This is a genomic window from Nocardia sp. NPDC051321 (assembly GCF_044455225.1).
GTDB lineage: Bacteria > Actinomycetota > Actinomycetes > Mycobacteriales > Mycobacteriaceae > Nocardia.
Map to the genome: position 1 here is coordinate 330,418 of NZ_JBITEM010000004.1, position 23,820 is coordinate 354,237.

Below are 23,820 nucleotides of genomic sequence, written 5' to 3' on the forward strand. Positions count from 1 at the left end.
CCGGGACCTTGGATGAGCGGACCGTTGGCGGACGAAGCGCTCGGCATCGGCTGGCGTCCGGAGATCTGCGGGGTGATCGCGGAGCTCGATGGGCTCGGGTTCGGTGAGGTGATCGCGGAGTCGCTGCCGGTGCGGCGGCGACTCGGCAGGTCGAGGGTTGTGCTCCCTGTTGAGCTGACGGCGTTGATCGACCGCGGGGTAGCGATGGTGCCGCATGGCATTTCGCTGTCGCTCGGTGGCACCGAACCCCTGGACGAGCACCGGATCGATCATCTCGCCGCGTGTGCGCGAGCGCTCGGCGCACCGTTGGTGAGCGAGCACGTCGCCTTTGTCCGGGCCGGCGGAGTCGAAGCGGGACATCTGCTTCCGGTGCCGCGCAGCAAAGCCTCCTTGGATGTCTTGTCCCGCAACATTTCCCGTACTCAGGAAGCGCTCGACGTACCGCTGGCCGTGGAAAACATCGCGGCGCTGTTCGACTGGCCCGACGACGAATACACCGAGTCGGAGTTCCTCGCCGAACTCGTCGACCGCACCGGGGTCTACCTGCTGCTCGATATCGCCAACGTTTACGCGAACGCCCGCAACCGCGCCCGCGACCCGCTCGACGAACTCCTGCGTCTACCGGCTGACCGCGTCGCCTACTGCCATGTCGCGGGCGGCCACGAATCCGGCGGCCGCTACCATGACACGCATACCGACCCAATTCCTGCCCAAGTGCTCACGCTCGTAAGCGAATTCACCGATATCCACCCGGTGCCGCTGATGTTGGAACGCGACGGCAACTATCCGCCCGCGGCCGAACTCCTCGACGAACTCGACGCCATCGCCGCGGCAGCGCATCGACCGTCCGTCACCGGCCGCGCACGATCGGCGCGCACATGAGGACACCCGAACCGCGCTCGTCGAGGCGGGAAGTCGACGAGCTTGCCGAGCGGCAGGCGGCTTTAGTCCACGCCTTGGTAGCCGGGAGCCCGGCGCCGGACGGTTTCGACACCGAAGCCGTCGCCGCGGCGGCCAAGGCATTGCTGCACAAACGCGCGGGTGAAGTCGCGCGCCGCTGCCCGTTACTCGCGCACGCCTGCGGTGCCGACTTCGCCGAACAGTTCATCGCCTGGGCTGCTGACAAACCGAAGACGACTACCGCTTCGGACGCAACAGCTTTCGCGCGACACGCGGGTATCGCGCTGTCTACGAGCGGCGCCCGCAAGTCGTTCCTGCGCCGACTTCGCTAGCCGGGTTGTTCGCCGCGCGTTGTCACCGACGCGCAGGCACCGAGGCCGCCGACCGGCAGGAGTGCGGACGAACGTTCGTATTCATCGAACATGCCAAGAGGTCCCATGGTGTGACGAATTACGTACATTTCGGTTCTACCTGGGAACACCGTCGGCGTTAGCGTGTGGTGTGCGATTCCTCAGCAAGTTCTACATCGACGGTTTCATCCTGTCGATCCTCGCTACGGTTGCCCTGGCCAGTGTGTTTCCCGCCCGGGGAACCGCTGCCGACGTAGTGAGCGTGCTGACGAAGATTGCCATCGCATTGCTATTCCTGCTGTACGGCACCCGTCTCGCGCCGAAGGAGGCCCTGGCCGGCCTCACCCATTGGCGGCTGCACACCGTGGTCCTGGCAAGCACGTTTGTGCTGTTCCCGCTGCTCGGGCTGGCGGCGCACCTGCTGGTGCCCAGCGTGCTCACCGACGACCTCTACACCGGTTTGCTGTTCCTGTGCCTGGTGCCGTCTACCGTGCAGTCCTCGATCGCGTTCACCTCGATCGCGAAAGGCAATGTGCCCGGCGCGATCGTGAGCGCGACGGCATCGAACCTGATCGGCGTCTTCGTGACGCCGCTGCTGGTCATCCTGTTGATGAACACCACCGGCCAGGCCAGCGTCGATTTCTCCTCGATCGGCGACATCGTGTTGCAGCTGCTGGTGCCGTTCGCCGTCGGTCAGCTGATCCGGCCGAAGGTGCATCGCTGGCTCAGCCGTTACGCCGAGCCGACGAAACTGGTCGACCGCGGCTCGATCCTGCTCGTCGTCTACAGCGCGTTCAGCGCGGGCATGGTCGAAGGCATCTGGCACATGCTCTCGCCGTGGCGGATTCTCGCGCTGGCCGGTGTCTGCTGTGTGTTGCTCGCGCTCGTCATCGCCGCGACCATGCTGATCGGCCGGATCTTCGGCTTCGCCACGGCCGACCGCATCGTGATCGTGTTCTGCGGCTCCAAGAAGAGCCTGGCCACCGGACTGCCCATGGCGACGGTGCTTTTCGCCAGCCAACCGGTCGGGCTGATCGTGCTGCCGCTGATGATGTTCCACCAGATCCAGCTGATCACCTGCGCCGCCTTGGCGCAGCGCTGGGCCAAGAAGGCGGCGGAGCCCGGCGAGGAAGGCGAACTGCGGTCCGCCGCTTAGTGATCCGGCCGATCGGCTACCGCAGTGTCTCCAGGGCTTGCAGGACCGCGTGATCGGCTTCCGGGTCGCCGACCGAAATGCGGGCACTCCCATCGGGATACGCCTTGGCGGCGATGCCTGCCCGGCGCAGCGCGGTGGCCACGCCTGGCCCCGGCAGGTACAGGAAGTTCGCCTGGCTCAGCGGCACCGCGATGCCACGGCGCCGCAACGCGTTCCGCAGTGTTTCCCGCGCGGCGGTGATCCGCATGGTGCGCACGGCGAGTTCGGGTTCGGCGGCGTAGGACGCGGAAACCGCGGCCACCGCCGCCGAACTCACCCCGAACGGCAATTGCAGCCTGCGCACCCTGGCCATCATTTCCGGCCTGCCGAAGGCGTATCCGATGCGCAGCCCGGCCAGCCCGTAGGCCTTCGAGAAGGTTCGCAGCACAAGCAGATTCGGATGCTTGCTCAACAGCGCGAGCGGGTCGATGTAGTCGGCCGCCCCGAGAAACTCGACATACGCCTCATCCAGGATCACCGGCACCCGCGCGGGCACGCTGCTCAGGAACGTCCGCAACGCGGCGGCCGAAACCACCGTGCCGGTCGGATTGTGCGGACGGCACACCACCACCAGCTCGGTCCACTTGTCGATGGCCTTGGTCATCGTCCGCAGATCCTGGTTGCCCGCCGAGTCCAACGGCACCGGCACCATTTCCACGCCCGCCATCTCGGCCAGGATCGGGTAGCCGTCGAAGGTCGGTGCCGCGTAAACCATTCCGGCACCGGGTGTGGTGAGCGACTGGATGATCTGCATCGCCACCCCGGTCGCGCCGGATCCCACCACCACCTGGTCCGGATGCACGCCGTGATGCTGCGCGATCAGCTTCGGCAGCCGCCGCGGCAGGAACTCTGGATAGCGGTTGGCCTGTGCCAGTACTCTGTTCACTGCGCGAAGCACCGAAGGCAATGGCGGGAACGGGTTTTCGCTCAATGTCAGATCGAATCGCGGCTGCGCTGACGGCCCGCCACGGCGCCGCGACGGCGTGGTCTCGTCGACGAGGTGCAGGCTCATCGCGCCGCGCCCCACCGGATGGCCGCGGCCCCGGCGAAGTCACCCGCGTGCGCGAACGCCGACAACAGCACCACCGAGCCGTTGCGCAGCCTGCCCGCCCGGTTCTCCACATCCAGGGTCACCGGAATGCCTGCCGCGAACAGGTTTCCGCACCTGTCGAAGGTGTCCGGATGGCGTTCGGCGGGCAGCTCGAGCGCGTCGTGCCAGTTGCGCAGGAACAGCCGGTTGGGCTGATTGGTGACGAAGGTGTCGATGTCGCGGCCCTTCACCCCGATCCGATCGCACACCGCCAGCGCCACCTCCGGCACCAGCCGGTTGCCGCGCGCGAACACCTTGGTGATCTTCGATTCGGTGAAGCTGACGCAGCCCTGGCCCTCGCCCGGCTCCCAGTACTTACGCTCGCCATTGGTGGAAAACTCCATGTCCCCGGCGAATTCGGGGTAGGTGCGGCATTCGAGGTCGAGGATCGGCGCGCTGTCGTCCTTGACGAGCAGCCCGACCCCGCAGCCGTCGCCGGGCACCGGCGCCTGCGCCAGCTTGCGGATGTCGGGCTGGGTGAACACCGGGCCCGCGCAGTTCTGCGTCGCCGCGATCAGCGCGGTGCGCGCGTTGGTGGTCTGCAGCACCATGCGGGCGATCGACATCATGTGTACGAAGGCCGCACAGCCGCCGTTGTGCACGTCGTACACGAAGGCGGGGCGCGCGCCCAGCCGCTTGGCCACCTCGGGTCCGCAGCCCATTACCGGATTGTCCGGCAGCTGGGTATGGGTGATCAGCACGTCGATGTCCGAAAGGAACTGCGCGCCATGGCGTTCGATCAGCGGCGCGACGGCGCGCTCGACCATGTCCACCGCGGTCTCGTCCCGATCCACATGGTGGCGGGCCTTGGGCGACCGGAACATCACGTTCTTGGCCATCCGGTCCGAGCGGGAGTACTGAGTGAAGTATTCGGTGCCGACCGGCTCGCCCGGCAGGTAGCTGGCCACATCGACCAGGCTGACCGGGGGCAGCGCGGGAGCGTCCGGATTGGTGGGGAGCATGCCTGGTCTCATTTCATCCAGTCGGGCTTGATGGGCAGATCGTGTGCCGCCCGGTATTCGCAGATCGCCTTGAGGTTGTCCATCTCCAGCTGGTGACCGGCGGAGAACATCTCCCAGAAGTCACCGACCCACACCGGGCGCTTCGCGGGCGCGGTCTCGGGATAGGGGTTGTCGTCGTAGAACGGGTGCTTGCAGTTGACCCACAGCACCACCGAACCCGGCTTGTTGAACACCGTCTGCGCGTCGACGACCCGCAGCAGGTAGATCATCCACAGGTGCTGCGACTGGTCCCAGGCACAGTGGTAGTCGACGGTCATCGCCTCGGGGTGCGCGACGGTGCGGGTGAAGATTTGCGTTTCGTCGCCGAGCCGGTCGTAGGCCAGCCACAGGCCCGGTTCCTCGGTCGGCATGAAGCCGCGCAGGCTGTAGGTCCATTCCTCCAGCGAGCGGGTGTCGGCGAGGTATTCGTACACCTCGCGCGGCGGCGCGGCGATATAAGCCTGCACCGGGCAGTAGTCGCCGAAGATCTGGTCGTGCGGATAGACCGACCGCAGCATGTCCATGATGATCGGGGTGGTCGCGTCCTTGTCGGAATTCTCGATCCGTAAGAGGCCGGTCGGCAGCACGCCCTCCGGGATGTCGCTGAGTGCGGGCAAGGCGCTGTCGGACCCACCCGTCGCCAGGTCGCCACCATTGATGGAATCGGTACGCGCTGCGGTCATTTCGTACTCCTGGATTGCTCGATGGTCGTCAAGAACGGAAGAAACGGGGGCACCTCGTCGGGGTCCACGTCGATCGAAATGAACGACGGCCCCGCGGTTTCCATGCAGTGCCGCAGTGTCGCGGCCAGCTCGGCAGGCAGGCGCACCGAGTAGGCGGGCAGTTCGGGGAACATGGCGCCGACGCCGTCGCCGAGGTGCGCGGGCCGGAACCTGTTGAAGCTGTAGCGGTCTCGGTAGTACAGCTGTTCCCTGGTCACGCACATGGCGTGGGCGTTGTTGTTGAGCACCAGGAAGGTGATCGGCAGCGCGTGCTCGATCGCGGTGTGTATCTCCATGCCGTGCATGAAGAACGCGCCGTCACCGGCGACCACCACGGTGCGCCGCACTTCGTCGGGTCCGTGCCCGCGGGCGAACGCGGATCCGATGCCCGCGCCGAACGCGTACCCCATGCCGCCCATCCCGAGCGCGACCACGAACCGGCCGCCGCGCGGCACCCGCAGGTGATGCACCACGGCCGCACCGGTATTGCCCGCGTCGGCGAAGACGTCGGTGCCCTCGGGTAGTCCGGCTTCGATGGTCTCCACCAGCTGCCGATAGCGCAGCCCGGGGCCGGAGGCCGCCGGAACATGCAGCGCGGTAAGCGAAGTGACGCCGCGCCGCTCGGGTGCCACGGTGGCAACCGTGAATTCGTCGGCCAGTTCGCCCAGCGTGCGCGCCAGGTCGGTACTGGTGGCGTGGATGGCAGGCAAGTACGGCGGCGTCACGCCGATGCTCGCCACCGCGGCGCCCGCCAGTAATTCGTCCAGCCCGGTGCGCGCGGTGATCGGCATCGGTGTGCCGATGAGCAGGCACAGGGCCGCCGATCGGACGGCCGCACTGAGTTCCGGATGCCCCATGGAGCCCGCGACCCCGCAGAAGCCGGGGTCGGTGTTGTCGTAGGTGTCCTTGGCGTCGGGAGCGACGCCGACCGCTGCGTCCAGGGCGGCGGCCAACCGCGCCAACTCGTCCCGCGCGTCGTCGCGGGCGACCTGGTCACCGGCGATGATCACGACCTTGCCGGTTCGCCGCGCCGTGGTCAGCGCGGCGCGCAGCCGAGTCAGGCCCGCCTCGTCACGCCGATATACCTTGGTGGGCAATCGAATCGAGCCCGCCGCCCCCATGTCCGCCTGCTGCACATCCTTGGGCAGCAGCAGCACCGCGGGGCCGCCGCGCCGGGCGGCGCCGACCGCCCTGGCCAGCTGATCGGGCAAGTCGGCGGCGGTCTCGACGCGCGCGCAGTAGCGGGTGATCTCGTCGAACATCCGGGCAGCGTCGATGGTGCCCGCCTGTCCGCTGGTGTCCTGGAAAGCGCCGTTGCCCTCCAGCGCGGTCGGCGGCTGGCCGACCAGCGCAAGCACCGGTACCCGCGAGGCGAATGATTCGGCAAGTCCGGCAACGAGATTCATCGCACCCCCGCCGGACGTCGCGGCGACGACGCCGAGGCCGCCGGTCGAGCGGGCGTACCCGTCGGCCATGGTGGCCGCCGAGAATTCGTGCTTGGCGATCACCCCCGTGACGTCGTAGGACGCGTCGAAGATGGCGTCGTAGAGATCCTCGATATTCGCGCCGTCCACGCCGAAGATGTGCCGGACTCCCAAGGCAGAAACCGCCTGTACCAAATAGTCCACGACCCGGCTCTGCATCGGCACTCCTTCCCGCGGTGTCCCTCCGTGCACTGGGCACACGCGAGATCACTTGCTGCGTACAGGAGTAATACGGGTGGGAAGGGTGGACGGTTCAACGCTGGGCTAGCAGCGCGACAACGACCGCGCTACCGCCAGGACGCTCAGCTCAACTCGATGGGGTCGTTGTAGACGACTTCGCTGGTCTACCCGCGCCGGGCTTGCATGTACGTATACATCTACGTATAGTCGTGTCATGCCCAACAAGACGATCTATGTTGCCGATGACGATCTGCCGCTGTTCCAGCGGGCCCAGGAACTGGTCGGCGGCAATCTCTCCGGGGCGGTGACCACGGCGTTGCGCCGGTTCATCGAGTTGGAAGAGGGTCGGCAAGAAGGGTACGACGAGGTCATCGTCCGGGTCGGGCACAACGGCGTCCGGCAAGTTCGGTTCTCCGGCGCCCTGCTTTTCGAAACCAACGACATCAACGACCACCGGATGGAACATGTCCGGGTGTTCCGCAGTCGCAAGGGCAAGTTCGTGCTGCACGCGCACTATGCCAGCTGGGACGAATATCCCCAATCCGCCAACTGGATCAAGGATTTGAAGAACTGGCGGCGCATGCTCGGCGTCGGCGAGCAGGACTGGGGCGATTTCACCCTGGAGATCGTCGACTCGGTCGAGGAATTGAAACCCAAACTGCCGGAAAAGGTTTACGAGCGGGTGGTCGATATCGCGAAGCGGCCGCAGATCGAAGACCTCGACATCTAGCCGAATCGCTTTTCCGCACAACTGAACACCAACTGCTCGACCGGTAAAGCCGCACCCAGACATGGGGGCGGTGGGGGGTAGTCATGCGCACATGCGCATCCAATTATGAAATTCACTGAAAGGACCGTCATGGTCAACGGCCATCGCGCACCCGCCATCTCGGCGCTGGGCCTGCGTAAATCCTTCGGCGAGCAGGTGGTGCTCGACGGTATCGACATCACCGTCCCCGAGGGCACGGTCTACTCGTTGCTCGGCCCGAACGGCGCGGGCAAGACCACCACCGTGCAGATCCTGAGCACACTCATCCACGCCGATGCGGGAGAAAGCCGGGTCGGCGGCCACGATGTCGAGGCCGAACGTGACGCGGTGCGCGAGGCGATCGGTGTCACCGGCCAGTTCGCCGCGGTCGACGAGCTGCTCACCGGCCGGGAGAATCTGCAGCTGATGGGCGATCTGCATCATCTGCCCCGGCGCGAAACCCGAAGGCTGGCAGCGGATCTGCTGGAACGCTTCGACCTGGTCGAGGCCGCCGACAAGCCCGCGTCCACCTACTCCGGCGGCATGACCCGACGGTTGGACCTGGCGATGACGCTGGTCGGCGATCCGCGCATCATCTTTCTCGACGAGCCGACCACCGGCCTGGACCCACGCAGCAGGCGGGCCATCTGGGAGCTCATCCGCGGGCTGGTCGACGACTACAACGTGACGGTCTTCCTCACCACCCAGTACCTCGAGGAGGCCGATCACCTGGCCGACCGTATCGCGGTGCTCGATCACGGCCGGATCGTCGCGGAAGGCACCGCGGCGGAACTGAAGCGGCTGGTGCCCGGTGGGCACATCCGGCTGCGGTTCGCCGACAGTACCGCGTTGTTCGCCGCGTCCGCCGCGCTCGGCGTCGCCGCGCAACCGGTCGACGACGCCGAGGACGACGCCGACCTGACGCTCGCCGTGCCGAGCGACGGCAGCGTGAAATCGCTACGGGCGCTGCTGGATCGGCTCGACTACGAGCAGATCGAGGTCGACGGCCTCGCCGTGCACACGCCCGATCTCGACGATGTCTTCCTCACCCTCACCGGCCAGCCGACCTCCGAAAAGGAAACTGTCGCATGAGTAACATGTCCTATGCCCTTGCCGACTCGGCAACAATGTTGCGGCGCAACCTGACTCATGCCAAGCGGTATCCGAGCATGAGCGTCGGCGTCATCGTGATGCCGACCGTGCTGCTGCTGATCTTCAAGTTCGTCTTCGGCGGTGCGCTCGAAAAGTCTTCCGGCGGAAGCTACATCGACTATCTCGCACCCGGCATGCTGCTGATGGTGCCTGCCTACATCACGGCGTCGGTGGCGGTGTCCATCGTGACCGACACCTCCAAAGGCATCGTGAATCGGTTCCGCACCATGGGGATCACGCAGTCGTCGATGCTGACCGGTCATGTTGTCGGTGCGCTGCTGCAGGCGCTGGGCGGCATCGTGTTGATGGCCGTGGTCTCGCTGCTCATCGGGTGGCGACCCGATGCCACCGCGGTCGAATGGGTCGCCGCGTTCGGTCTGCTCGGCTTCACGATCTTCGGGCTGAACTGGCTCGCGGTCGCCTTGGGCCTGCTGTCGTCGAATCCGGAGGGCGCGAGCAACACCGTCTTTCCGATCATCATGCTTCCCTTCCTCGGCAGCGGTCTGGTCGGCACCGACACCATGCCCGTCGGGCTGCGCCAGTTCGCCGAGTATCAGCCGTTCACCCCGATCACCGAGACCGTGCGCGGCCTGCTGATGGGCACCGAGATCGGTAACAACGGCATCCTCGCGCTGGCCTGGTGCGCTGGCCTAACGCTCGTCGGATTCCTGTGGGCGAACTCGATTTTCCGTCGCCAGACCAGCTGAGCCAGCACGCGATGAGGGGTACCGATCCCCCGCCGGGAACCCGGCGGGGGATCGGTTTGTCGTCAGATGGTGCCGGAAAGCAGGGTCTTGCCCGAGGACGCCAACCGGATCTGCACGGCCTGGATCTGCTCCGGCGTCTTGTCGACGGTCCGGTCGATCGTCAGCTCGGTGCCCGGCCCGGCGGGCCACTGATCGAGTTCGGTCTGGCTGCCGTCGGTACCGAGCACGAACAACTTCAGATTCCAGTTGTACTGCTGATTACTCGCCCCGTAGCTGCAGGTCATCACGATCCGCGTCTTGCCGTTGGCCTGCACGACCTTGAAACTGGCCGTCACCGGATTCGGCTCGAGCGGTTGCATACTGCGTTCCGCGACCACCTGTTCGATGCCGGTGTCGCCGCCCGGCGAGGACACGGTGCTGACCACCGGAACCGTGATGGCCACCGCGGCGGCCGCCGCCGCGACAGCCGCACCGACGGACACCCACCGGCTCCGGCGCCTGCGCTTATCGGCCGCGTCGGCGAGCCTCGGCAGCAATTGCGGCACCTGCGGGCCTGTCTCGACCGTCGATGAGCCCAGCTGTGCCGCAAGGGCTTCGGGCAGATCGATCATCGCGAGCGCGGTCGCCGGTTCGACCATCGCGAGCATGCCCGGCATGCCTGCCAGCTCGGCGACGGCGGCATGGCAGGCGGGGCAGCCGGCCAAATGCTCTTCGTATTCCCGGCGCTCGGTCCTGGTCAAGGAGCCGAGCACGTAGGGCGCGTCCCACGTGGCGTAGTCGTCAGCGATATCGGTCATTGGTTCGTCACCCCCATCTCCTGTAATGCCAGCCGTAGTGCCCGCATGCCGTAGTGCATCCGGGATTTCACCGTGCCCGCCGGAACGTCGAGTTCGTCGGCGATCTGGTGGGTGGAAAGGCCCCGATAGTAGGCCCGCACGATCACCTCACGGTGGTCGGGACTCAGCCTGCCCAACGCGTCCGCGACCACCCAGCCGTCCAAGGCCCGGTCGGCCTGGTCGGGCGTGGCCTGTTCCGGCGGGCTGTCGGTGCGGAACTCGCGCCGGTTGCGGGCGCTGCGGTGCTCATCCACGGCGAGGTTGCGTGCCACCGTGAACAGCCACGCGCGCGCCGAGGTGTCGGACTGATCCAGCACGTTCGGTCGCTGCCACGCTCGCAGCAACGTTTCCTGCACGATGTCCTCGGCCCGTCCGGGGTCGCGGACCAAACCGAGCGTGTACCGCCACAGCGCGGCCGCGTGTTCGTCGTACAGGACCCGCAACAACTCGGTTCGGTTGTCGGGTTTGTCCGCCTCTCCGAGTATTTTGCGCACAAGTAGGTGCCTCCGGGCTCACGTTGCGGGCCGGCGGTTTGGTACTGAGTCGAGTTCTGGGCGGACCCGATGAGTTACCCATGTGCTCGCCAGCTCAGTTGTCGCGTCGCCATGCCCTAATTCGCCTGTTCAAGGAGTACACGTCGTCAGTTGCGTTCTAGTTCAATGGGATGGGTTGCCAGCAGCGACAGGGGGAGGGGCTGGCGGCGCAGCACGTGCGCCCACAGATCGGCGCGGCCGGTACTGATCGGGTCGGAGGGCAACGCGGACAGCACTATCCAGTCGTCGTTCTCCAGCTCGCCTTCCAATTGCCCGAAGGTCCACCCCGCATAACCAGCGAAAATTCGGATGCCCTCGACCAGCTGCCCGATCTCCGCCGGGTCGGCGTCCAGGTCGACGAGCACCACCCGGCCGTCGATCCGGCGCAGGCCGGGGATGCCGTCGATGGTCGCGCCGACGCGGATGGTGCCAAGGCACAGCGCCGCGTCTCGCTTGACCGGGCCGCCGATGAACAGGGTGCGCGGCGCGGCCGCCACCTCGGTCCAGCGGGGCAGCACGTCGTGCACGGCCGTATCGCTCGGCCGGTTCAGCACGACGCCGAGGCTGCCGGCATCGTTGTGCTCGATGATGTAGACAACGGTGCGCCGGAAGGTCGGTTCGGCCAGTTCGGTCGCCGACACCAGCAGGGTGCCGGCGCGCACCACCTGCTCGCCGTGCCGGTAATCGCGCCGCTTGCGGTCGCCGTGCCCGCCGCGAGTTTTCCGATCATCCGGGTCGTCTGCGCGTGCCACTCGGACATCATCGCAGTTGTTTCGGCGATATGCGCTTCCGCTGACCAGTTCGGTGTCATGAATTTGCGTCGGGAGCCGATGCTGGGCGCTTGCGGTCGTCGTAGAGTCCGTGTCATGGAACCTCCCGAGGTACGCCTCGAGAACAGCGACACCGTGTACGACTTCTATCTCGACCATCGGCAGAATCGGCTGAAAGCCTGGGCCGCATACGCCATTCTGGGTCGTCGGTACTATCCCCGCGTCTCCTACGCCGAGGGCGCGCACGCCGGTATGCGCGCGGCGATCCGGCAGGGCCGACCGCTGTTGATCTCGATCAATCATCTTTCCGAGAACGATCCGTACACGGTCGCGGCGGCGGCGTGGCGCAGCGCGTTGCGCCCGGTGATCGGGCGGGTGCGGGTGCTGGCCAAGGACGAGCTGTTCGAGGAGCCCGAGCAGCGACGCAAGATCGACATGATGGGCGGGATCCCGGTCTTCCGCGGCAAGGACCACGGCATCCGGGCGGTCAACGCGGCTGGTCAGCGAATGATGGACATCTGCGCGCAGCGGATCGCACGTGGTGACGGTGTCGCGGTGTTCCCGGAGGGCACCTGCAACGAGGTCGACCCGGCTCAGGTGCAGCCGGTCGGTAGCGGGATCGGGCACATCGCGTTTCGCGCGATGAAGCTCGGCGTCGAGCCGGTGCTGGTGTCGATGGGCCTGAGCTACGGGCCGCGCGCCGACCCGACGGTGCAGCCGAACAAGGAGGAGGCCAAGTCGGCCAGCTTCTACTTCGGCGTGCCGATCACCGAATTGCCGAGCAAGCCGGGCGATATCGCGCGGCTGGTGCGCACCGATCTGCAGCAGGCGCTGGACGGGGCCGTCGCCGCTTACTGAGGCAGGTTCAGGCTGTCGCGTGCCCAGTGCGGCACCATCACCAGATATTCGGGCCGAGTCTCGATGAAGTGGTGCACCATTCGGCACATCGGCAACGCGCCGAGTTTGTCCTCCGCCGTGCTGTTCAACGCCGCCTCGACCAGCACGCGGCCGTAGCCCTGGCCCTCGTAGCGGGGGTAGATCTCGGTGTGCACGAACGCGCGTTCGGACTGGGTGTCCTGATATTCGACATATCCGGCGTTGTCACCGTCGACATAGAGCTCGAAGCGTTCCAGAGCGGTGTTGATACGGACCTCCGTCGACATGGCTCGACGCTACTCCCGTGCGACCTCATCCGCGCATTCCGCAACGCATCGCGCTGCGGCCGCCGCGGACTGGGGACGGCGGTCCCCGCAGCCGCCTGACCGGCGGAATCCGGTGCTCGACTTGTCTGTTGGTGGCGACCTGCGCAGAATGCTCATGATCGGGGTCGCGCACGCGCGCGTGGCGGCGGCCCGTGGAGGTACGAAACTTGATGAAGGTACGGCTGTTTTCGCGGGCCGCGGCTGCCATGGCCGTGTGCCTGCTCGGTGGATCGATCGTTTCCGGCCTGGCCGCCGCCGCGCCGTCGTTCGGGGCTTGCCCGGCGGGCTCGGTCGTCGCGGGTCACGGCGTGCAATGCGCCGTGGTCGACGTACCGATGAACTACGCCGACCCGGACGGGACGAAGATCCAGGTGACCGTCAGCCGGATCGCGGCAACCGGGGAGCGGCGCGGCGCGATCTTCGCCAACCCCGGTGGACCGGGTGCGGACGGGCTGGACTTCTGGGGTCTGCGCACCGATGTGCTGCCCGCCGAGCTCAACGCCCACTACGACCGGATCGCGGTGCAGCCGCGCGGATTGCGCTGGGCCACCCCGTTGGACTGCGCGGCCGAGGACGGCGGGCGGGTGTCGCTCGGCGGCGGCGACCGCAATGCCATCAAGAAGGCGTGCGATATCGCCCATCCCGGCTACCTCGACACCATCACCACCGAGAACACCGCCCGCGACATGGACGCGGTGCGCGCCGCGCTCGGGCTGGACCGGATCAGCTACCTCGGCACCTCCTACGGCACCTATCTCGGCGCGGTGTACGCCTCGCTGTTTCCCGACCGGGTCGAGCGAATGGTGTTGGACTCCAACGTCAATCCCGACTGGGTGTGGACCGAGGAATTCGCCCAGCAGCAGATCGCAGGCAAGCAACGCCTCGATGATCTGTTCGCCTGGATCGCCGAGCACAGCCAGGAATATCACCTCGGCGATACGGCTTTGCAGGTCTATCAGAACTGGGTGCGGATGGCGGTCGACCAGGGCGGCGGCTGGTACGCCAACCTGACGCCGCCGCCCGCCAGCCTCGCCGACCTGCCCGGCTCGTTGCCCGAGCCGCTCGCCGAGATCGCTCGCGACGGTTATACCGGCAGCCTCGAGCAGACCGGGAAACTGCAGAACCTGGTGCGTACCTTGATCTCTCGCGGTGCAACCACCCAGGGGCCGTTGCTCGGCGCGACGTCGGTCGCCAGTTACACCCGCACCTACTGGCCGACCTTTGCCCGCGCGATGGCCGACGCACTCGCCAACCCGGCGAACGTGCAGCGCCTGCGCACCATCGAGGGCGCCACCTCCACCGACACCACCGGTCAATTCGTCTTCGCCGCGATCACCTGCAACGAGAACGCGATTCCCGGTCGGCTAGAGGTGGTCGGCTCGGCGATTGCCACGATCGCCTCCGGCGGCGACGCCATGGACGCCCGTGCCGACCTGGTCCGCTCCGGAATGGCCTGCGGGGCATGGAAACCCGTCACCACGCCGGTCCGGATCACCGGCGCCGGTCTCGGCACCCGCCCGCTGATCCTGCAGAGCCGCCACGACGCGTTGACCAAATACGAAGGGGGACCGGCGATGTCACGCGCGCTGAACGGGTCCCTGATCACCGTCGCAGGCGGGGATCACGGCAATTTCGGCCGCGGTAACCAGGTGATCGACGATGCGGTGCTGACCTATCTGCGTACCGGGCAGGTGACGATCACCGAAGCCGCTGAGGCGCCGCTGCCGATGCGCTGACCCGCTCGCCGCGATCCCGCCGCGTCCGTCAGGACTCGCGTGGCCCTTGGGTTTACGCGTATTTGCCGAGTTCGCTGGCGTCGAGGAGTTCTTTGTCGTTGACGCCGATGATGTAGCCATCGAGGTCGCGGAAGTAGAACATGCGTTGGCCGTTGTGGTCGGCGGTCAGCGGTTTGACGATCTCGGCGTGCTCGGCGATATGCCGGTACGCCGCGTCGAGATCATCGACGGGCAGATAGAACATGCCCGCGAAGCCGATCGGGGTGTCGGCGAGGGTGGGCAGCCAATTCTTCAGGTCGGCGTTGAGGTAGATCATCGCGCAGAATTCGCCCTGGTAGAGCAGCATGTGGATGTCGTCGCCGGGGCGGGCGGTGCTGGAGTCGGCGTCGAAGCCGAGGGACTTGTAGAAGGCAAGGCTGGCGGCGGTGTCGTGGACGCTGAGGCAGGGCGCGAAGGCCATGTTCGTTCTCCCTTGTCTGGTGGGTTGTGGTCAGGAGCCGGTCCAGGGGCGGGCGATGCAGAAGGGCTGACCGGATGGGTCGAGCAGGACGGTCCAATTCGCACCGCCGGGTTGGTGGTCCGGCTTGGTCGCGCCGAGGTCGAGCAGGCGTTGCTCGGCGGCTTCGGGGTCGTCGAAGGCCAGGTCGAGGTGGTATGGCAGCTCATCGGCGGGCCAGTTGGGTGCGGAGAAACGCTCGGTCGTATAGAAGATGTAGGTCGTGGATCCGTCGGTGACCATGAACGCGGTGGGCGTGCCGTTCTCGTCCGGGAAGTCTTGGGTGAGTTGCCAACCCAGCGCCGCCGCGTAGAACTCGGCCAGCGCCCGGCCATCCGGGGCCCAGAACGCGTAAGAGGAGACGGTCCCGGTGGGGACCGCCGCCTGAACGCTCGGGGTGGTGGTCATTACGCGCACCCTTCCTTTCAGCTTATCTACAGCAAACTCTTGTTGAGTACATTTGTACCTTAGGAGGCTGACGTGCGGAACCCCTTGTGATCTACATCCCATTAGGTACATATGTACTCTGTAGCCCTATTTGCCAGTACGAACGTTCCCTGATGGAGGCACAGTGGCCAACGAATCCGACGACTCGGCCGCTCCCACGCGCCGCCGCCGGTTCGATCCGACTCGTCGGAAGCGCATTGCGGAAGCCGCCATCCGGGTAATCGGCGAACGCGGTGTGGAAGGGCTCACGCACCGCGCGGTCGCCGAGGCCGCGGACGTTCCCATCGCGGGCACGACCTATCACTACAAAGACAAGGAAGACCTGTTGCAGGCCGCGCTGGAAATCTGCGTCGCCGACTACGCCGCGATCATGGCCGCCATCCCAGTCGACAACCCCGGCCTGACCATCGACGACGTCATCGAGCAGACCGCAGACGCGCTCATCGGCTGTTTCACGACCGAACGAACCATCACCACGGTGCAGCTCGAGTTGTACGTCGCGGCCATCCGCCGCCCCGCGTTGCGCCCCGTCGCCGACCGCTTTACCGAAGCCACTCGTACGTTGTACGCCCACTACACCGACCCGACCACCGCGACCCTGCTCACCGACACCGCGCAAGGCATCACCCTGCGCGGCATGGCCGCCACCCAACCCCCCACCCGCGACCGGATCCGAACTCTGCTCAGCCATTGCCTGCCCTGACCCAACGAGGCCGGTAAACGGCTCTCGCGCGTACGCGGAAGCCGGCCGCTACTTCCGTTTCTGCGTAGGGCGTAGCCGGATAGGGTCTGTCTGGCTGGGTGGACGGTAAGTTCGTCTCGGCATTGCCTGCCCAGTCGACGCGGATCACACTGCAATCCATGACGACGTGGATGCCGCTGCATGGTCAGCCTTATCAACCAGTTTCCTACCACCCGAACCGGATTCCCGTCGCGGAGGCCCTTGCCGCGTCGGCCGCGTTTCGTGCGCGGATGGATGAGCGTCGGACCGTGCGGATGTTCTCGACCGATCCGGTACCTGAGCAGTTGGTGCTCGATGCGATCGCGGTGGCCAACACCGCGCCGTCGGGTGCCCATCAGCAGCCGTGGACTTTTGTGCTCGTCGAAGATCCCAACGTGCGCAAAAGGATTCGTGCGGCGGCCGAAGCGGAGGAGCAGATCTCGTACAACGGGCGTCTCGGCGAGGAATGGTTGTCGGCCTTGCGTCCGCTCGGCACCGATGAACACAAGCCGCATCTCACCGACGCTCCCTACCTCCTCGTCGTCTTCCAGCAGCGCTTCGGCCTGCGCCCCGACGGCACCACCTACAAGCACTATTACGGCGACGAATCGGTGGGCATCGCCGTCGGCATGCTCCTTGCCGCACTACATATCTCCGGCCTGGCCGCCCTCACGCACACCCCGAGCCCGATGAAATTCCTCGCCGAAGTCCTCGAGCGGCCCCGCAACGAAAAGGCTTTCGCGGTTATCCCTATCGGCTACCCCGCCGAAGATGCGGTCGTCCCCGACCTCGTGCGCAAGACAATGGACCAGGTCCTCATCCGTATCCGATAGAAAGCACCCGCGACAAGAAGGTGCTCATCTACTCGGTCGCGGCAGGTCCGGGACCTGGGTGACCAGGTCTTCCGGAGCCGACAATCGCCAGGCCTCGAACACCAGCTCGGCCAGTTCGTCGGCCTCGATACCCGCCAGGTGGACGACGACCCAGCCGAAACCGCCTGCCGTGAACTGTTCTTCGAAGACGTCGGGTCGTTCGGAGACCAGCGCTTTCTGTTCGGACAGCGTCTGTTTCAAGCCGACCGTGTTGGTGCGCGGCCAGTAGTAGCCGAACAACTTCCCGCGCACCTTGTACGAGGTGTACCGCTCACCCTTGGTGTCCCGCACGTCGACGAGGCCGCCGACGACCCGGAAGAACTCATCACTCTGTACTGCCACCGCGGACCCCTCACAACTCAGAGTCCGCAATATACCTGCGGCCCTGGTCAGCGGGTCACGGTGGCCGAGGTGAGCACAACGGGCTGGACCGGTACGTCCTGGCCGCCGGTCTTGACCTTCCCGATCTGGTCGACGACGTCGTTGCCACGGGAGACCTTGCCGAATACCGCGTAGCCCCAACCGTCTTGCCCCGGATAGTCGAGGAACGCGTTGTCGCTGGTGTTGATGAAGAACTGGGCCGACGCCGAATGCGGGTCGGAGGTGCGGGCCATAGCGACGCTGTAGATGACGTTCTTCAGCCCGTTCTTGGCCTCGTTCTCGACCCGGTTGGGCGCCGGCTTTTCCCGCATCGTCTGGTCGAGGCCGCCGCCCTGGATCATGAAGCCGTCGATCACCCGGTGGAAGATGGTGCCGTCGTAGTGGCCACTGTTGACGTAGGTCAGGAAGTTTCGCACGGTCTTGGGTGCCTTCGTTTCGTCGAGTTCGAGCTCGATGTCACCCATAGAGGTTTGGAGCAGAACCTTGATCATGATTTCCCCAATTTGTGCGACGGGCTCAGTCCCGCAGTCGCCCTGACGGACGCGTGCTCCAACCGAGCTGGACACGGACCTGTGCAGCTTACCGGTGCGTGGCCGCGGGGAATCCGTTTCGGCCACGCACCGGTGCTCGCCGCGACAACTACACCGCCAGGTCCGGCAGCACTTCGCCCGTCTCCAGCAAGGTCTTGAGGTTGGACAGGATGCCCGGCCAGCCACCGCTGATCCCCTCCCGGACAGCACTGTTCGGCGGAAAATTGTTGTGCACGACGGTCAGTTTGACCACATCGTCGCTGGCCTGCTCCAATTCGAAGGACACCTGGGAGCGCGGCTCTCGGGCCCAGGCCGCGACGAGGTCGGGGTCCATGTCGAAGGCCTCGGCGAACGCGGGATCGAAGGTGTGCCAGGTGTAGGCGAGCTTGTTGTAGGGGTCTGCCTCCAGCACTACCTGTTCAGGGTCCTTGCTCGTCCAATCCTGTTGGTGCCAGACCATTTCGGAGCCGGGCTGCCAGTCGGTGTCGAAGGATGAGCCCCAGTAGCGCTTGGTGAAGGCAGGCTCGGTCAGCGCCTGCCACAGCTTTTCCCGGGTGGTCTTGATGAAGGTCGTGTAGACAAATGTGTTGTCGCTCATGGGTTCTGCCTCCAAGGCTTTCTTGAGATCGGCGAGTGCGTGTACGCGCGCGCGGTCGTACCGGGTGATCCAGCGTTCGGTGATGGCGTTGATGGGGTCGGCGTTGAGGTAGTGCAGTTTTTCGCGGCCGCTGCGGCGGGTGCTGATCAGGTTGGCCGCCTCCAGCACGGCGAGGTGTTTGCTGACCGACTGGCGTGCCATCTCCAGCCCGGCGCACAGTTCGCGCAGGGTTTGCCCGTTGCGGGCATTGAGACTGTCGAGCAGCCGCCGGCGATTGGGGTCGGCCAGCGCTTTGAATACCTCGTCCATGTCACCTTTCTAATAGGCAGCTGATTGGCTGCGTATTTGAGGTTAGGCAGCTGGTTGGCTGCATGTCAAGAAGTATCGCCGCAGAGAAAGCATTGTCGCGGCGGAATGTAGTAGATATGCTACGAATCGACGGGAGACCGCAACGGGGAGATCAGCATGACGATGGGTCAGGGCGTCACACTCGACGTCGAGAAATTGCGAATGCGCTACGGCAGCACCGACGTCCTGCACGACGTGACGTTCCAGGCGAAGCCCGGCGAGGTGCTGGTGCTGCTCGGCCCGAACGGCGCGGGCAAGACCACCACCATCGAGATACTGGAAGGCTTCCGCATGCGGTCGGCGGGGCGCGTCGACGTGCTCGGTGTCGATCCGGCGCACGGCGGCGAGGCGTGGCGGGCCCGCATCGGCGTCGTCTTGCAATCGTGGCGTGATCACGGCAAGTGGCGGGTCAGGGAGCTGCTGGACTACCTGGGTGCCTTCTATGCGCCCTACGGCACCGACCGGATCCAACGGCCATGGGACACAGACGAACTCATCAAGGCGGTGGGCCTCACCGAACAGTCGTCCAGCAAAATCAACGACCTGTCCGGCGGCCAGCGACGCCGGATCGACGTCGCCATCGGCATCGTCGGACGCCCCGAGGTGCTGTTCCTGGACGAGCCGACCGCGGGTTTCGATCCGGAAGCCAGGCGCGAGTTCCACGATCTGGTGCATCGGCTCGCCGACGACCAGCAGACCACCATCCTGCTCACCACCCACGATCTCGACGAGGCCGAGAAGCTGGCCGACCGGATCCTGATCCTGGCCGCAGGCCGGATCATCGCCGACGGCTCGGCCGACGAACTCTCCCGTCGGATCGCCGGTGCAGCCGAGGTGAGCTGGACCAACGACGGGCAGCGGTTCGTGCACTCGACCGCCGCCTCGACCGAGTTCGTCTACGAACTGTTCAAGCAATACGGCGAGGCGATCGGCGACCTGCAGGTCCGCCGCGCGTCACTGGAGGACACCTATATGACGCTGGTGCGCCGATTCGAATCCGGTCAGGTCGAGACCGCGGTGCACACGATCGAGGAGGTAAGGCGATGAACCCCATCGCGGTGGCCGTCCGGCAGGGGTGGACCCGAGGCGTGATCGAGCTGCGGCAGATGCTCACCAATGGCCAGGATCTGTTCGGGCTGCTGTTCTGGCCGGTACTCGTGCTGATCGTGCTGTTCTTCATGCGGCACGCGTCGTTCCAGTCCAGCGGGTTGCTGCTCGGCTCGCTGACCTTGCCCAGCGTGATCGGCATGCTCGTCGCGATCAACGGGATGATCGGCATGGGTCAGCAGCTCACCATCGACCGCGAGGACGGCACGTTGTTGCGGGCCAAGGCGACCCCGAACGGCATGGTCGGCTACCTGGTCGGCAAAATCATCCAGGTGTCCGGCATGGTGCTGATCCCAGGAGCCGTCATCCTGGTCGCGGGCTCGTTCATCGTCGACGGGCTCGCGCTCGACCATGCCGGGTCGTGGCTGACGTTGCTCTGGGTGATGGTGCTCGGGCTGCTCGCCACCTTGCCAGCCGGTGCGGTGTTCGGGTCGATGTTCGCCAACCCGCGCGACTTCGCGTTCATGACGTTCCCGATCATGGGACTGGTCGCGGTATCCGGCATCTTCTATCCGATCACGTCGATGCCCGGCTGGGTGCAGGGCGCGGCTCAGGTATTTCCGGTGTACTGGCTCGGGCTCGGTATGCGCTCGGCGATGCTGCCGGACCAGGCGGTGGCCGTCGAGCTCGGGCAGTCCTGGCGGCACCTGGAAACCGTTGGTGTGCTGACTATTTGGGCAGTGGTCGGGCTGCTCGCCGCGCCGGTGGTGCTGCGCAGGATGGCGCGCCGGGAGTCCGGCTCCAGTGTCGCCCTGCGCCGCGAGAAGGCGATGCTGCGTGCCTACTGAGGTCATCTACAACCGCATCGCGATGCTGCGCGCCGAGCGCGGCATCTCGCGGCGCGAGTTGGCGGAGGCGCTCGGCGTGCACTATCAGACGGTCGGCTACCTGGAGCGCGGCGAGTACAGCCCGAGCTTGCATCTCGCACTGCGGATTTCGGCCTACTTCGAGGTGGCGGTGGAGGTCATCTTCGCCATCGACCCGTTCCCACGTCTCGGCTCGAGCACCGAAAACGCCGCGCCGGCAAGCGGATAGCGCGCGCGGTAGCCAGCGCGCGGCGCTCCGAGCCGTCCTGCTACGCCTGTCCGTCGCGGAGCAGGGCATAGGTCGACACCGCTTCGCCCTTCTCCTCGCTGGCGGCAACGGCCTTGCGCCAGAACGACTGTGCGGTGTGCGAGAGCGTCGCGTCCACGCCGACCTCCTCGCTGGCGTCGATGATGTGCTGCGCGCCCGCGTCCATCATCTTCAGGCTGGCCAGGGTGGCCCAGCCGCCGTTCTGATTGGCGACCGAGAACTCCTCCATGAAGTAGGGGAACGCGGCAGCCGAGCGGATGGCGAACGGTACGAACTGGGCGATGCTGTGCCCGGAGCGGTCGATCAGCGCGGTCGCCTGGTCGAACGCGAGCAACCACGGATGGAAGATCGTCAGCAGCGCCTGGTAGAAGACCTGTGCGAGACCGTCGTCCACGCCGAGGTATTCCTGCGGACTCAGCGGCCGCAGCAATTCGGCGTGCGCGTCGAAGACCTCGCGCGGTCCGCTGTAAAAAATGTACGACGCGGGGTGCACGATATTGTCACCCGCCGACATCACGCCGCCCGACATGAACTGTGCGCCATGCGAACGGACCCACTCCGCACCCTTGCGCGCCTTTTCCGGCGAATCGGAGGACAGGTTGGCGATCACCTTGCCCGGCAGGTGATCGGTGGCCTGGCCGAGGACGTCGTACATGGCGGCGTAGTGGGTGAGGCTCAGCACGGTCACTTCGTTGGCGTCCAGCGCCTCGGCGACCGTCGTGGCCCGCTTGGCGCCGAGTTCGACCATCGCGTCGACTTTGTCGGTGCCGCGATTCCAGACGGTCACCTCGACTCCGGCGTCCAGGAAGGCCCTGACCATCGCTTGACCCATCGGGCCGAGGCCGACGACGGAGACAGAGCGGGGGCTGGCGTGTTCGGACATCATGTGTCCCTTCGGTTCTCGGTGAATGGGGGTCGGCGCCGGAACCAATACTGTGTTGCCGCAGGTGGGGTCGGGAAGACCGCACGTTCAGGTGGGGTTGCTTACCTAGAGGTACGAAATACGGTCAGAAGGACTGCGGTGGATATGAACGGTGACGCGGATCACGACATTTGTGGCATGTCGGTGGCGATCGATGTCGTCGGCGGCAAGTGGAAACTGCACCTGATGTGGGCGCTGAGCGCCAGCCCGCAACGGTTCGGCGAGATCCGCCGCCTGCTGACCGGCGTCAGCGAAAAGGTGCTCGCGGAAAACCTGCGCCATCTCGAGGCGAGCGGCGTCGTGCACCGCGAGGTCTACCCCGAGGTCCCGCCCCGCGTCGAATACTCCCTCACCCCGCTCGGCGAAGAACTCGCCGCGGCCCTGCGCCCCCTCGAGGAGTGGGGTGACAAGCACCGCCACGACCTCCTCGGCAACCTGCTGGCCACGGCGACCTAGCGGCCTCGGTAATCGTGCTCTTGTGCTATCCGGGTGCCGACTTGCCGCAAGAGTTGACTCGCGTTGATGATCGAGCGGGCGGGGTCCGGCTCCAGGTCGGTGAGGGGGTAGCAGGCGGTGAAGCCCGCGGCTCGGATCTCTTGGGCGGCAAGGAGTGTGCGGCCGACGACAGCGATGACGGGGATGCCCGCTTTGCGCGCCGTGTCGCAGACGCCGATGGGGGCTTTGCCGTGCAGGCTCTGGGTATCGAGTGAGCCTTCGCCGGTGATGACGAGGTCGGCGCCGTCGAGTAGCGCGGGGAAGTCGAGGAGTTCGAGGATCACCTCGATGCCGCTGCGCACCTGCGCGCCGAGCAGGGCGAGTGCGCCGAAACCGGTTCCACCCGCGGCACCCGCGCCGGGCTGGTTCGCGAAGCCGGGTCCCGCGAGTCGTGCCCAATTGGTGAGCGCGACTTCCAGGGTGTCGAGATCCGCTGTATCAGCACCCTTCTGGGGTGCGTAGACCGCGACGGCCCCCGTGGACCCGAGTAACGGGTTGTCGACATCGCACGCCAATGTGAAAGTGGCAGAGGCGATTCCGGGGTGCAGGTCGGACAGGTCCAGTTGAGTGGCGTCAGCCAAAACCGCACCGCCATTGGACAATTCGTCGCCATCGGCGTCGAGAATTCGGGCGCCGAGCGCCTGCGCCATCCCCGCACCACCGTCGGTCGAGGCGCTGCCACCGAGGCCGAGAACGATGTCGGTGGCACCGTGGTCGAGGGCGTGCGCGATGACGACACCGAGACCGAAAGTGCTCGCACCGAGCGGATCTGGTTGGCCCCCAGGGAGTTTCTCCAGTCCGACCACCGTGGCCAACTCGACGACGGCGGTCGCTGCATGCCTCGCGTATGACGTGCGGTCGGCCACGCCCGTCGGGCCAGGCGCGGCCAGCTCGACCCGCGTCCACCCGGCGGCAACGAACGCGTCGACAGTCCCATCGCCACCATCGGCGACCGGCACCTGCCGAAGCTGCGCCGCCGGCATGACTCGCGCGATGCCCTCGGCGAGTGCCGCCGCCACCTGCGGCGCGGTCAACGACCCCTTGAACTTGTCCGGGGCGAGCACTACCCGGCGAACGACTTCGCGCGTCATCCCCACATTGTCGGATGCGTTGCGATCTACCGTGCGTCGGCCCGTCCCATTCGATCCACAGGCGTGTCACCCCCTTGTGAGACCTGTGGATAGACCGTCGACACCCCCGGTGAGCCGCCAAAACGGAAAAAG

General features: G+C 66.2%; 29 protein-coding genes. 14 read left to right on the top strand and 15 right to left on the bottom strand.

Translation table 11 applies throughout. The annotated features are described in order from the left end of the window. Positions 1-12 precede the first annotated feature (12 nt). From ACIA8C_RS11165 to ACIA8C_RS11175, 3 genes are all read left to right on the top strand, one after another. On the top strand, positions 13-882 hold the full coding sequence (locus ACIA8C_RS11165) for a DUF692 domain-containing protein (RefSeq protein WP_397133349.1): 870 nt from the start codon (positions 13-15) through the stop codon (positions 880-882). Continuing rightward, positions 879-1,232, top strand: a complete 354-nt coding sequence (locus ACIA8C_RS11170; RefSeq protein ID WP_397133352.1) for a hypothetical protein — start codon at positions 879-881, stop codon at positions 1,230-1,232. The genes ACIA8C_RS11165 and ACIA8C_RS11170 overlap by 4 nt, the downstream gene beginning before the upstream one ends. Before the next feature lie 169 nt (positions 1,233-1,401). Continuing rightward, positions 1,402-2,406: a bile acid:sodium symporter family protein gene (locus ACIA8C_RS11175; RefSeq protein ID WP_397133354.1), complete on the top strand. Its 1,005-nt coding sequence runs from the start codon at positions 1,402-1,404 to the stop codon at positions 2,404-2,406. 16 nt (positions 2,407-2,422) lie between these two features. Here ACIA8C_RS11175 and ACIA8C_RS11180 read toward each other — a convergent pair whose 3' ends face one another. Genes ACIA8C_RS11180 through ACIA8C_RS11195 form a run of 4 tightly spaced genes read right to left on the bottom strand, consistent with a single transcriptional unit; the run spans position 2,423 to position 6,901 of the window. After that, positions 2,423-3,457, bottom strand: coding sequence for an aminotransferase class I/II-fold pyridoxal phosphate-dependent enzyme (locus tag ACIA8C_RS11180; RefSeq protein WP_397133356.1), 1,035 nt, complete (start codon positions 3,455-3,457; stop codon positions 2,423-2,425). Next, a complete protein-coding gene (locus ACIA8C_RS11185; protein WP_397133358.1) occupies positions 3,454-4,497 on the bottom strand; it encodes a 3-oxoacyl-ACP synthase III family protein in 1,044 nt (347 codons plus the stop codon). Before ACIA8C_RS11185 ends, ACIA8C_RS11180 begins: the two co-directional genes overlap by 4 nt. 8 nt (positions 4,498-4,505) lie before the next feature. Continuing rightward, on the bottom strand, positions 4,506-5,219 hold the full coding sequence (locus ACIA8C_RS11190; protein ID WP_397133361.1) for an SRPBCC family protein: 714 nt from the start codon (positions 5,217-5,219) through the stop codon (positions 4,506-4,508). Next, entirely contained in the window at positions 5,216-6,901 is a 1,686-nt protein-coding gene (locus tag ACIA8C_RS11195; RefSeq protein ID WP_397133363.1) for a thiamine pyrophosphate-binding protein, read from the bottom strand. Before ACIA8C_RS11195 ends, ACIA8C_RS11190 begins: the two co-directional genes overlap by 4 nt. Positions 6,902-7,136: 235 nt before the next feature. Between ACIA8C_RS11195 and ACIA8C_RS11200 the strand changes: the two genes are divergently transcribed. The 3 genes from ACIA8C_RS11200 to ACIA8C_RS11210 all read left to right on the top strand — a co-directional run bounded on the left by ACIA8C_RS11200 (position 7,137) and on the right by ACIA8C_RS11210 (position 9,529). Then, complete coding sequence (locus tag ACIA8C_RS11200) at positions 7,137-7,652, top strand: EXLDI protein (protein ID WP_397133365.1); 516 nt, start codon at positions 7,137-7,139, stop codon at positions 7,650-7,652. 129 nt (positions 7,653-7,781) lie between these two features. Next, on the top strand, positions 7,782-8,762 hold the full coding sequence (locus tag ACIA8C_RS11205) for an ATP-binding cassette domain-containing protein (protein ID WP_397133818.1): 981 nt from the start codon (positions 7,782-7,784) through the stop codon (positions 8,760-8,762). Beyond that, positions 8,759-9,529, top strand: a complete 771-nt coding sequence (locus ACIA8C_RS11210) for an ABC transporter permease (RefSeq protein ID WP_397133367.1) — start codon at positions 8,759-8,761, stop codon at positions 9,527-9,529. The genes ACIA8C_RS11205 and ACIA8C_RS11210 overlap by 4 nt, the downstream gene beginning before the upstream one ends. 62 nt (positions 9,530-9,591) lie before the next feature. On the opposite strand, the gene ACIA8C_RS11215 is transcribed toward ACIA8C_RS11210, so the two are convergent. The 3 genes from ACIA8C_RS11215 to ACIA8C_RS11225 all read right to left on the bottom strand — a co-directional run bounded on the left by ACIA8C_RS11215 (position 9,592) and on the right by ACIA8C_RS11225 (position 11,650). Further along, on the bottom strand, positions 9,592-10,326 hold the full coding sequence (locus ACIA8C_RS11215; RefSeq protein WP_397133369.1) for an anti-sigma factor family protein: 735 nt from the start codon (positions 10,324-10,326) through the stop codon (positions 9,592-9,594). Then, complete coding sequence (locus tag ACIA8C_RS11220; protein WP_397133371.1) at positions 10,323-10,859, bottom strand: sigma-70 family RNA polymerase sigma factor; 537 nt, start codon at positions 10,857-10,859, stop codon at positions 10,323-10,325. Before ACIA8C_RS11220 ends, ACIA8C_RS11215 begins: the two co-directional genes overlap by 4 nt. A gap of 146 nt (positions 10,860-11,005) precedes the next feature. Continuing rightward, on the bottom strand, positions 11,006-11,650 hold the full coding sequence (locus tag ACIA8C_RS11225; protein WP_396995122.1) for a YqgE/AlgH family protein: 645 nt from the start codon (positions 11,648-11,650) through the stop codon (positions 11,006-11,008). A gap of 114 nt (positions 11,651-11,764) precedes the next feature. Here ACIA8C_RS11225 and ACIA8C_RS11230 point away from each other — a divergent pair, with 114 nt between their 5' ends. Continuing rightward, on the top strand, positions 11,765-12,526 hold the full coding sequence (locus tag ACIA8C_RS11230; protein ID WP_397133374.1) for a lysophospholipid acyltransferase family protein: 762 nt from the start codon (positions 11,765-11,767) through the stop codon (positions 12,524-12,526). Here ACIA8C_RS11230 and ACIA8C_RS11235 read toward each other — a convergent pair. After that, complete coding sequence (locus ACIA8C_RS11235) at positions 12,520-12,831, bottom strand: GNAT family N-acetyltransferase (protein WP_150400259.1); 312 nt, start codon at positions 12,829-12,831, stop codon at positions 12,520-12,522. The two genes, ACIA8C_RS11230 and ACIA8C_RS11235, sit on opposite strands and share 7 nt — an antisense overlap. A 209-nt stretch (positions 12,832-13,040) precedes the next feature. Here ACIA8C_RS11235 and ACIA8C_RS11240 point away from each other — a divergent pair, with 209 nt between their 5' ends. Next, entirely contained in the window at positions 13,041-14,606 is a 1,566-nt protein-coding gene (locus ACIA8C_RS11240) for an alpha/beta hydrolase (RefSeq protein WP_397133376.1), read from the top strand. A gap of 52 nt (positions 14,607-14,658) precedes the next feature. On the opposite strand, the gene ACIA8C_RS11245 is transcribed toward ACIA8C_RS11240, so the two are convergent. Next, complete coding sequence (locus ACIA8C_RS11245; RefSeq protein WP_397133378.1) at positions 14,659-15,066, bottom strand: VOC family protein; 408 nt, start codon at positions 15,064-15,066, stop codon at positions 14,659-14,661. A gap of 30 nt (positions 15,067-15,096) precedes the next feature. Continuing rightward, a complete protein-coding gene (locus ACIA8C_RS11250) occupies positions 15,097-15,510 on the bottom strand; it encodes a VOC family protein (protein WP_397133380.1) in 414 nt (137 codons plus the stop codon). A 163-nt stretch (positions 15,511-15,673) separates the two neighbouring features. Between ACIA8C_RS11250 and ACIA8C_RS11255 the strand changes: the two genes are divergently transcribed. Both ACIA8C_RS11255 and ACIA8C_RS11260 read left to right on the top strand, forming a co-directional pair. Further along, a complete protein-coding gene (locus tag ACIA8C_RS11255; protein WP_397133382.1) occupies positions 15,674-16,252 on the top strand; it encodes a TetR/AcrR family transcriptional regulator in 579 nt (192 codons plus the stop codon). Positions 16,253-16,410: 158 nt separating this feature from the next. Continuing rightward, positions 16,411-17,103 (top strand): nitroreductase family protein, encoded by a 693-nt coding sequence (locus ACIA8C_RS11260; protein ID WP_397133384.1) that lies wholly within the window; start codon positions 16,411-16,413, stop codon positions 17,101-17,103. Between the two features lie 24 nt (positions 17,104-17,127). On the opposite strand, the gene ACIA8C_RS11265 is transcribed toward ACIA8C_RS11260, so the two are convergent. The 3 genes from ACIA8C_RS11265 to ACIA8C_RS11275 all read right to left on the bottom strand — a co-directional run bounded on the left by ACIA8C_RS11265 (position 17,128) and on the right by ACIA8C_RS11275 (position 18,960). After that, positions 17,128-17,484 (bottom strand): MmcQ/YjbR family DNA-binding protein, encoded by a 357-nt coding sequence (locus ACIA8C_RS11265; RefSeq protein WP_397133386.1) that lies wholly within the window; start codon positions 17,482-17,484, stop codon positions 17,128-17,130. Positions 17,485-17,531: 47 nt separating this feature from the next. Next, positions 17,532-18,014 carry a peptidylprolyl isomerase gene (locus tag ACIA8C_RS11270; protein ID WP_150400255.1) on the bottom strand — a complete coding sequence of 161 codons (483 nt, stop codon included), beginning with the start codon at positions 18,012-18,014 and terminating at the stop codon, positions 17,532-17,534. Positions 18,015-18,162: 148 nt separating this feature from the next. Beyond that, a complete protein-coding gene (locus tag ACIA8C_RS11275) occupies positions 18,163-18,960 on the bottom strand; it encodes an ArsR/SmtB family transcription factor (protein WP_397133388.1) in 798 nt (265 codons plus the stop codon). A gap of 156 nt (positions 18,961-19,116) precedes the next feature. Between ACIA8C_RS11275 and ACIA8C_RS11280 the strand changes: the two genes are divergently transcribed. The 3 genes from ACIA8C_RS11280 to ACIA8C_RS11290 are packed head-to-tail and all read left to right on the top strand — an operon-like array spanning position 19,117 to position 21,141. Further along, positions 19,117-20,046 carry an ABC transporter ATP-binding protein gene (locus ACIA8C_RS11280; RefSeq protein WP_397133390.1) on the top strand — a complete coding sequence of 310 codons (930 nt, stop codon included), beginning with the start codon at positions 19,117-19,119 and terminating at the stop codon, positions 20,044-20,046. Beyond that, positions 20,043-20,894 carry an ABC transporter permease gene (locus ACIA8C_RS11285; protein ID WP_397133392.1) on the top strand — a complete coding sequence of 284 codons (852 nt, stop codon included), beginning with the start codon at positions 20,043-20,045 and terminating at the stop codon, positions 20,892-20,894. Before ACIA8C_RS11280 ends, ACIA8C_RS11285 begins: the two co-directional genes overlap by 4 nt. Continuing rightward, complete coding sequence (locus ACIA8C_RS11290) at positions 20,884-21,141, top strand: helix-turn-helix transcriptional regulator (protein ID WP_397133394.1); 258 nt, start codon at positions 20,884-20,886, stop codon at positions 21,139-21,141. Before ACIA8C_RS11285 ends, ACIA8C_RS11290 begins: the two co-directional genes overlap by 11 nt. A 40-nt stretch (positions 21,142-21,181) precedes the next feature. Here the strand turns inward: ACIA8C_RS11290 and ACIA8C_RS11295 are convergent, their stop codons facing one another. Continuing rightward, complete coding sequence (locus tag ACIA8C_RS11295) at positions 21,182-22,063, bottom strand: NAD(P)-dependent oxidoreductase (RefSeq protein ID WP_397133396.1); 882 nt, start codon at positions 22,061-22,063, stop codon at positions 21,182-21,184. Between the two features lie 144 nt (positions 22,064-22,207). On the opposite strand from ACIA8C_RS11295, the gene ACIA8C_RS11300 reads away from it, so the two are divergent. Beyond that, positions 22,208-22,558, top strand: coding sequence for a winged helix-turn-helix transcriptional regulator (locus ACIA8C_RS11300; RefSeq protein ID WP_397133398.1), 351 nt, complete (start codon positions 22,208-22,210; stop codon positions 22,556-22,558). Here ACIA8C_RS11300 and ACIA8C_RS11305 read toward each other — a convergent pair. Next, positions 22,555-23,688 carry a glycerate kinase gene (locus ACIA8C_RS11305; protein ID WP_397133400.1) on the bottom strand — a complete coding sequence of 378 codons (1,134 nt, stop codon included), beginning with the start codon at positions 23,686-23,688 and terminating at the stop codon, positions 22,555-22,557. The two genes, ACIA8C_RS11300 and ACIA8C_RS11305, sit on opposite strands and share 4 nt — an antisense overlap. Positions 23,689-23,820: the final 132 nt, after the last annotated feature.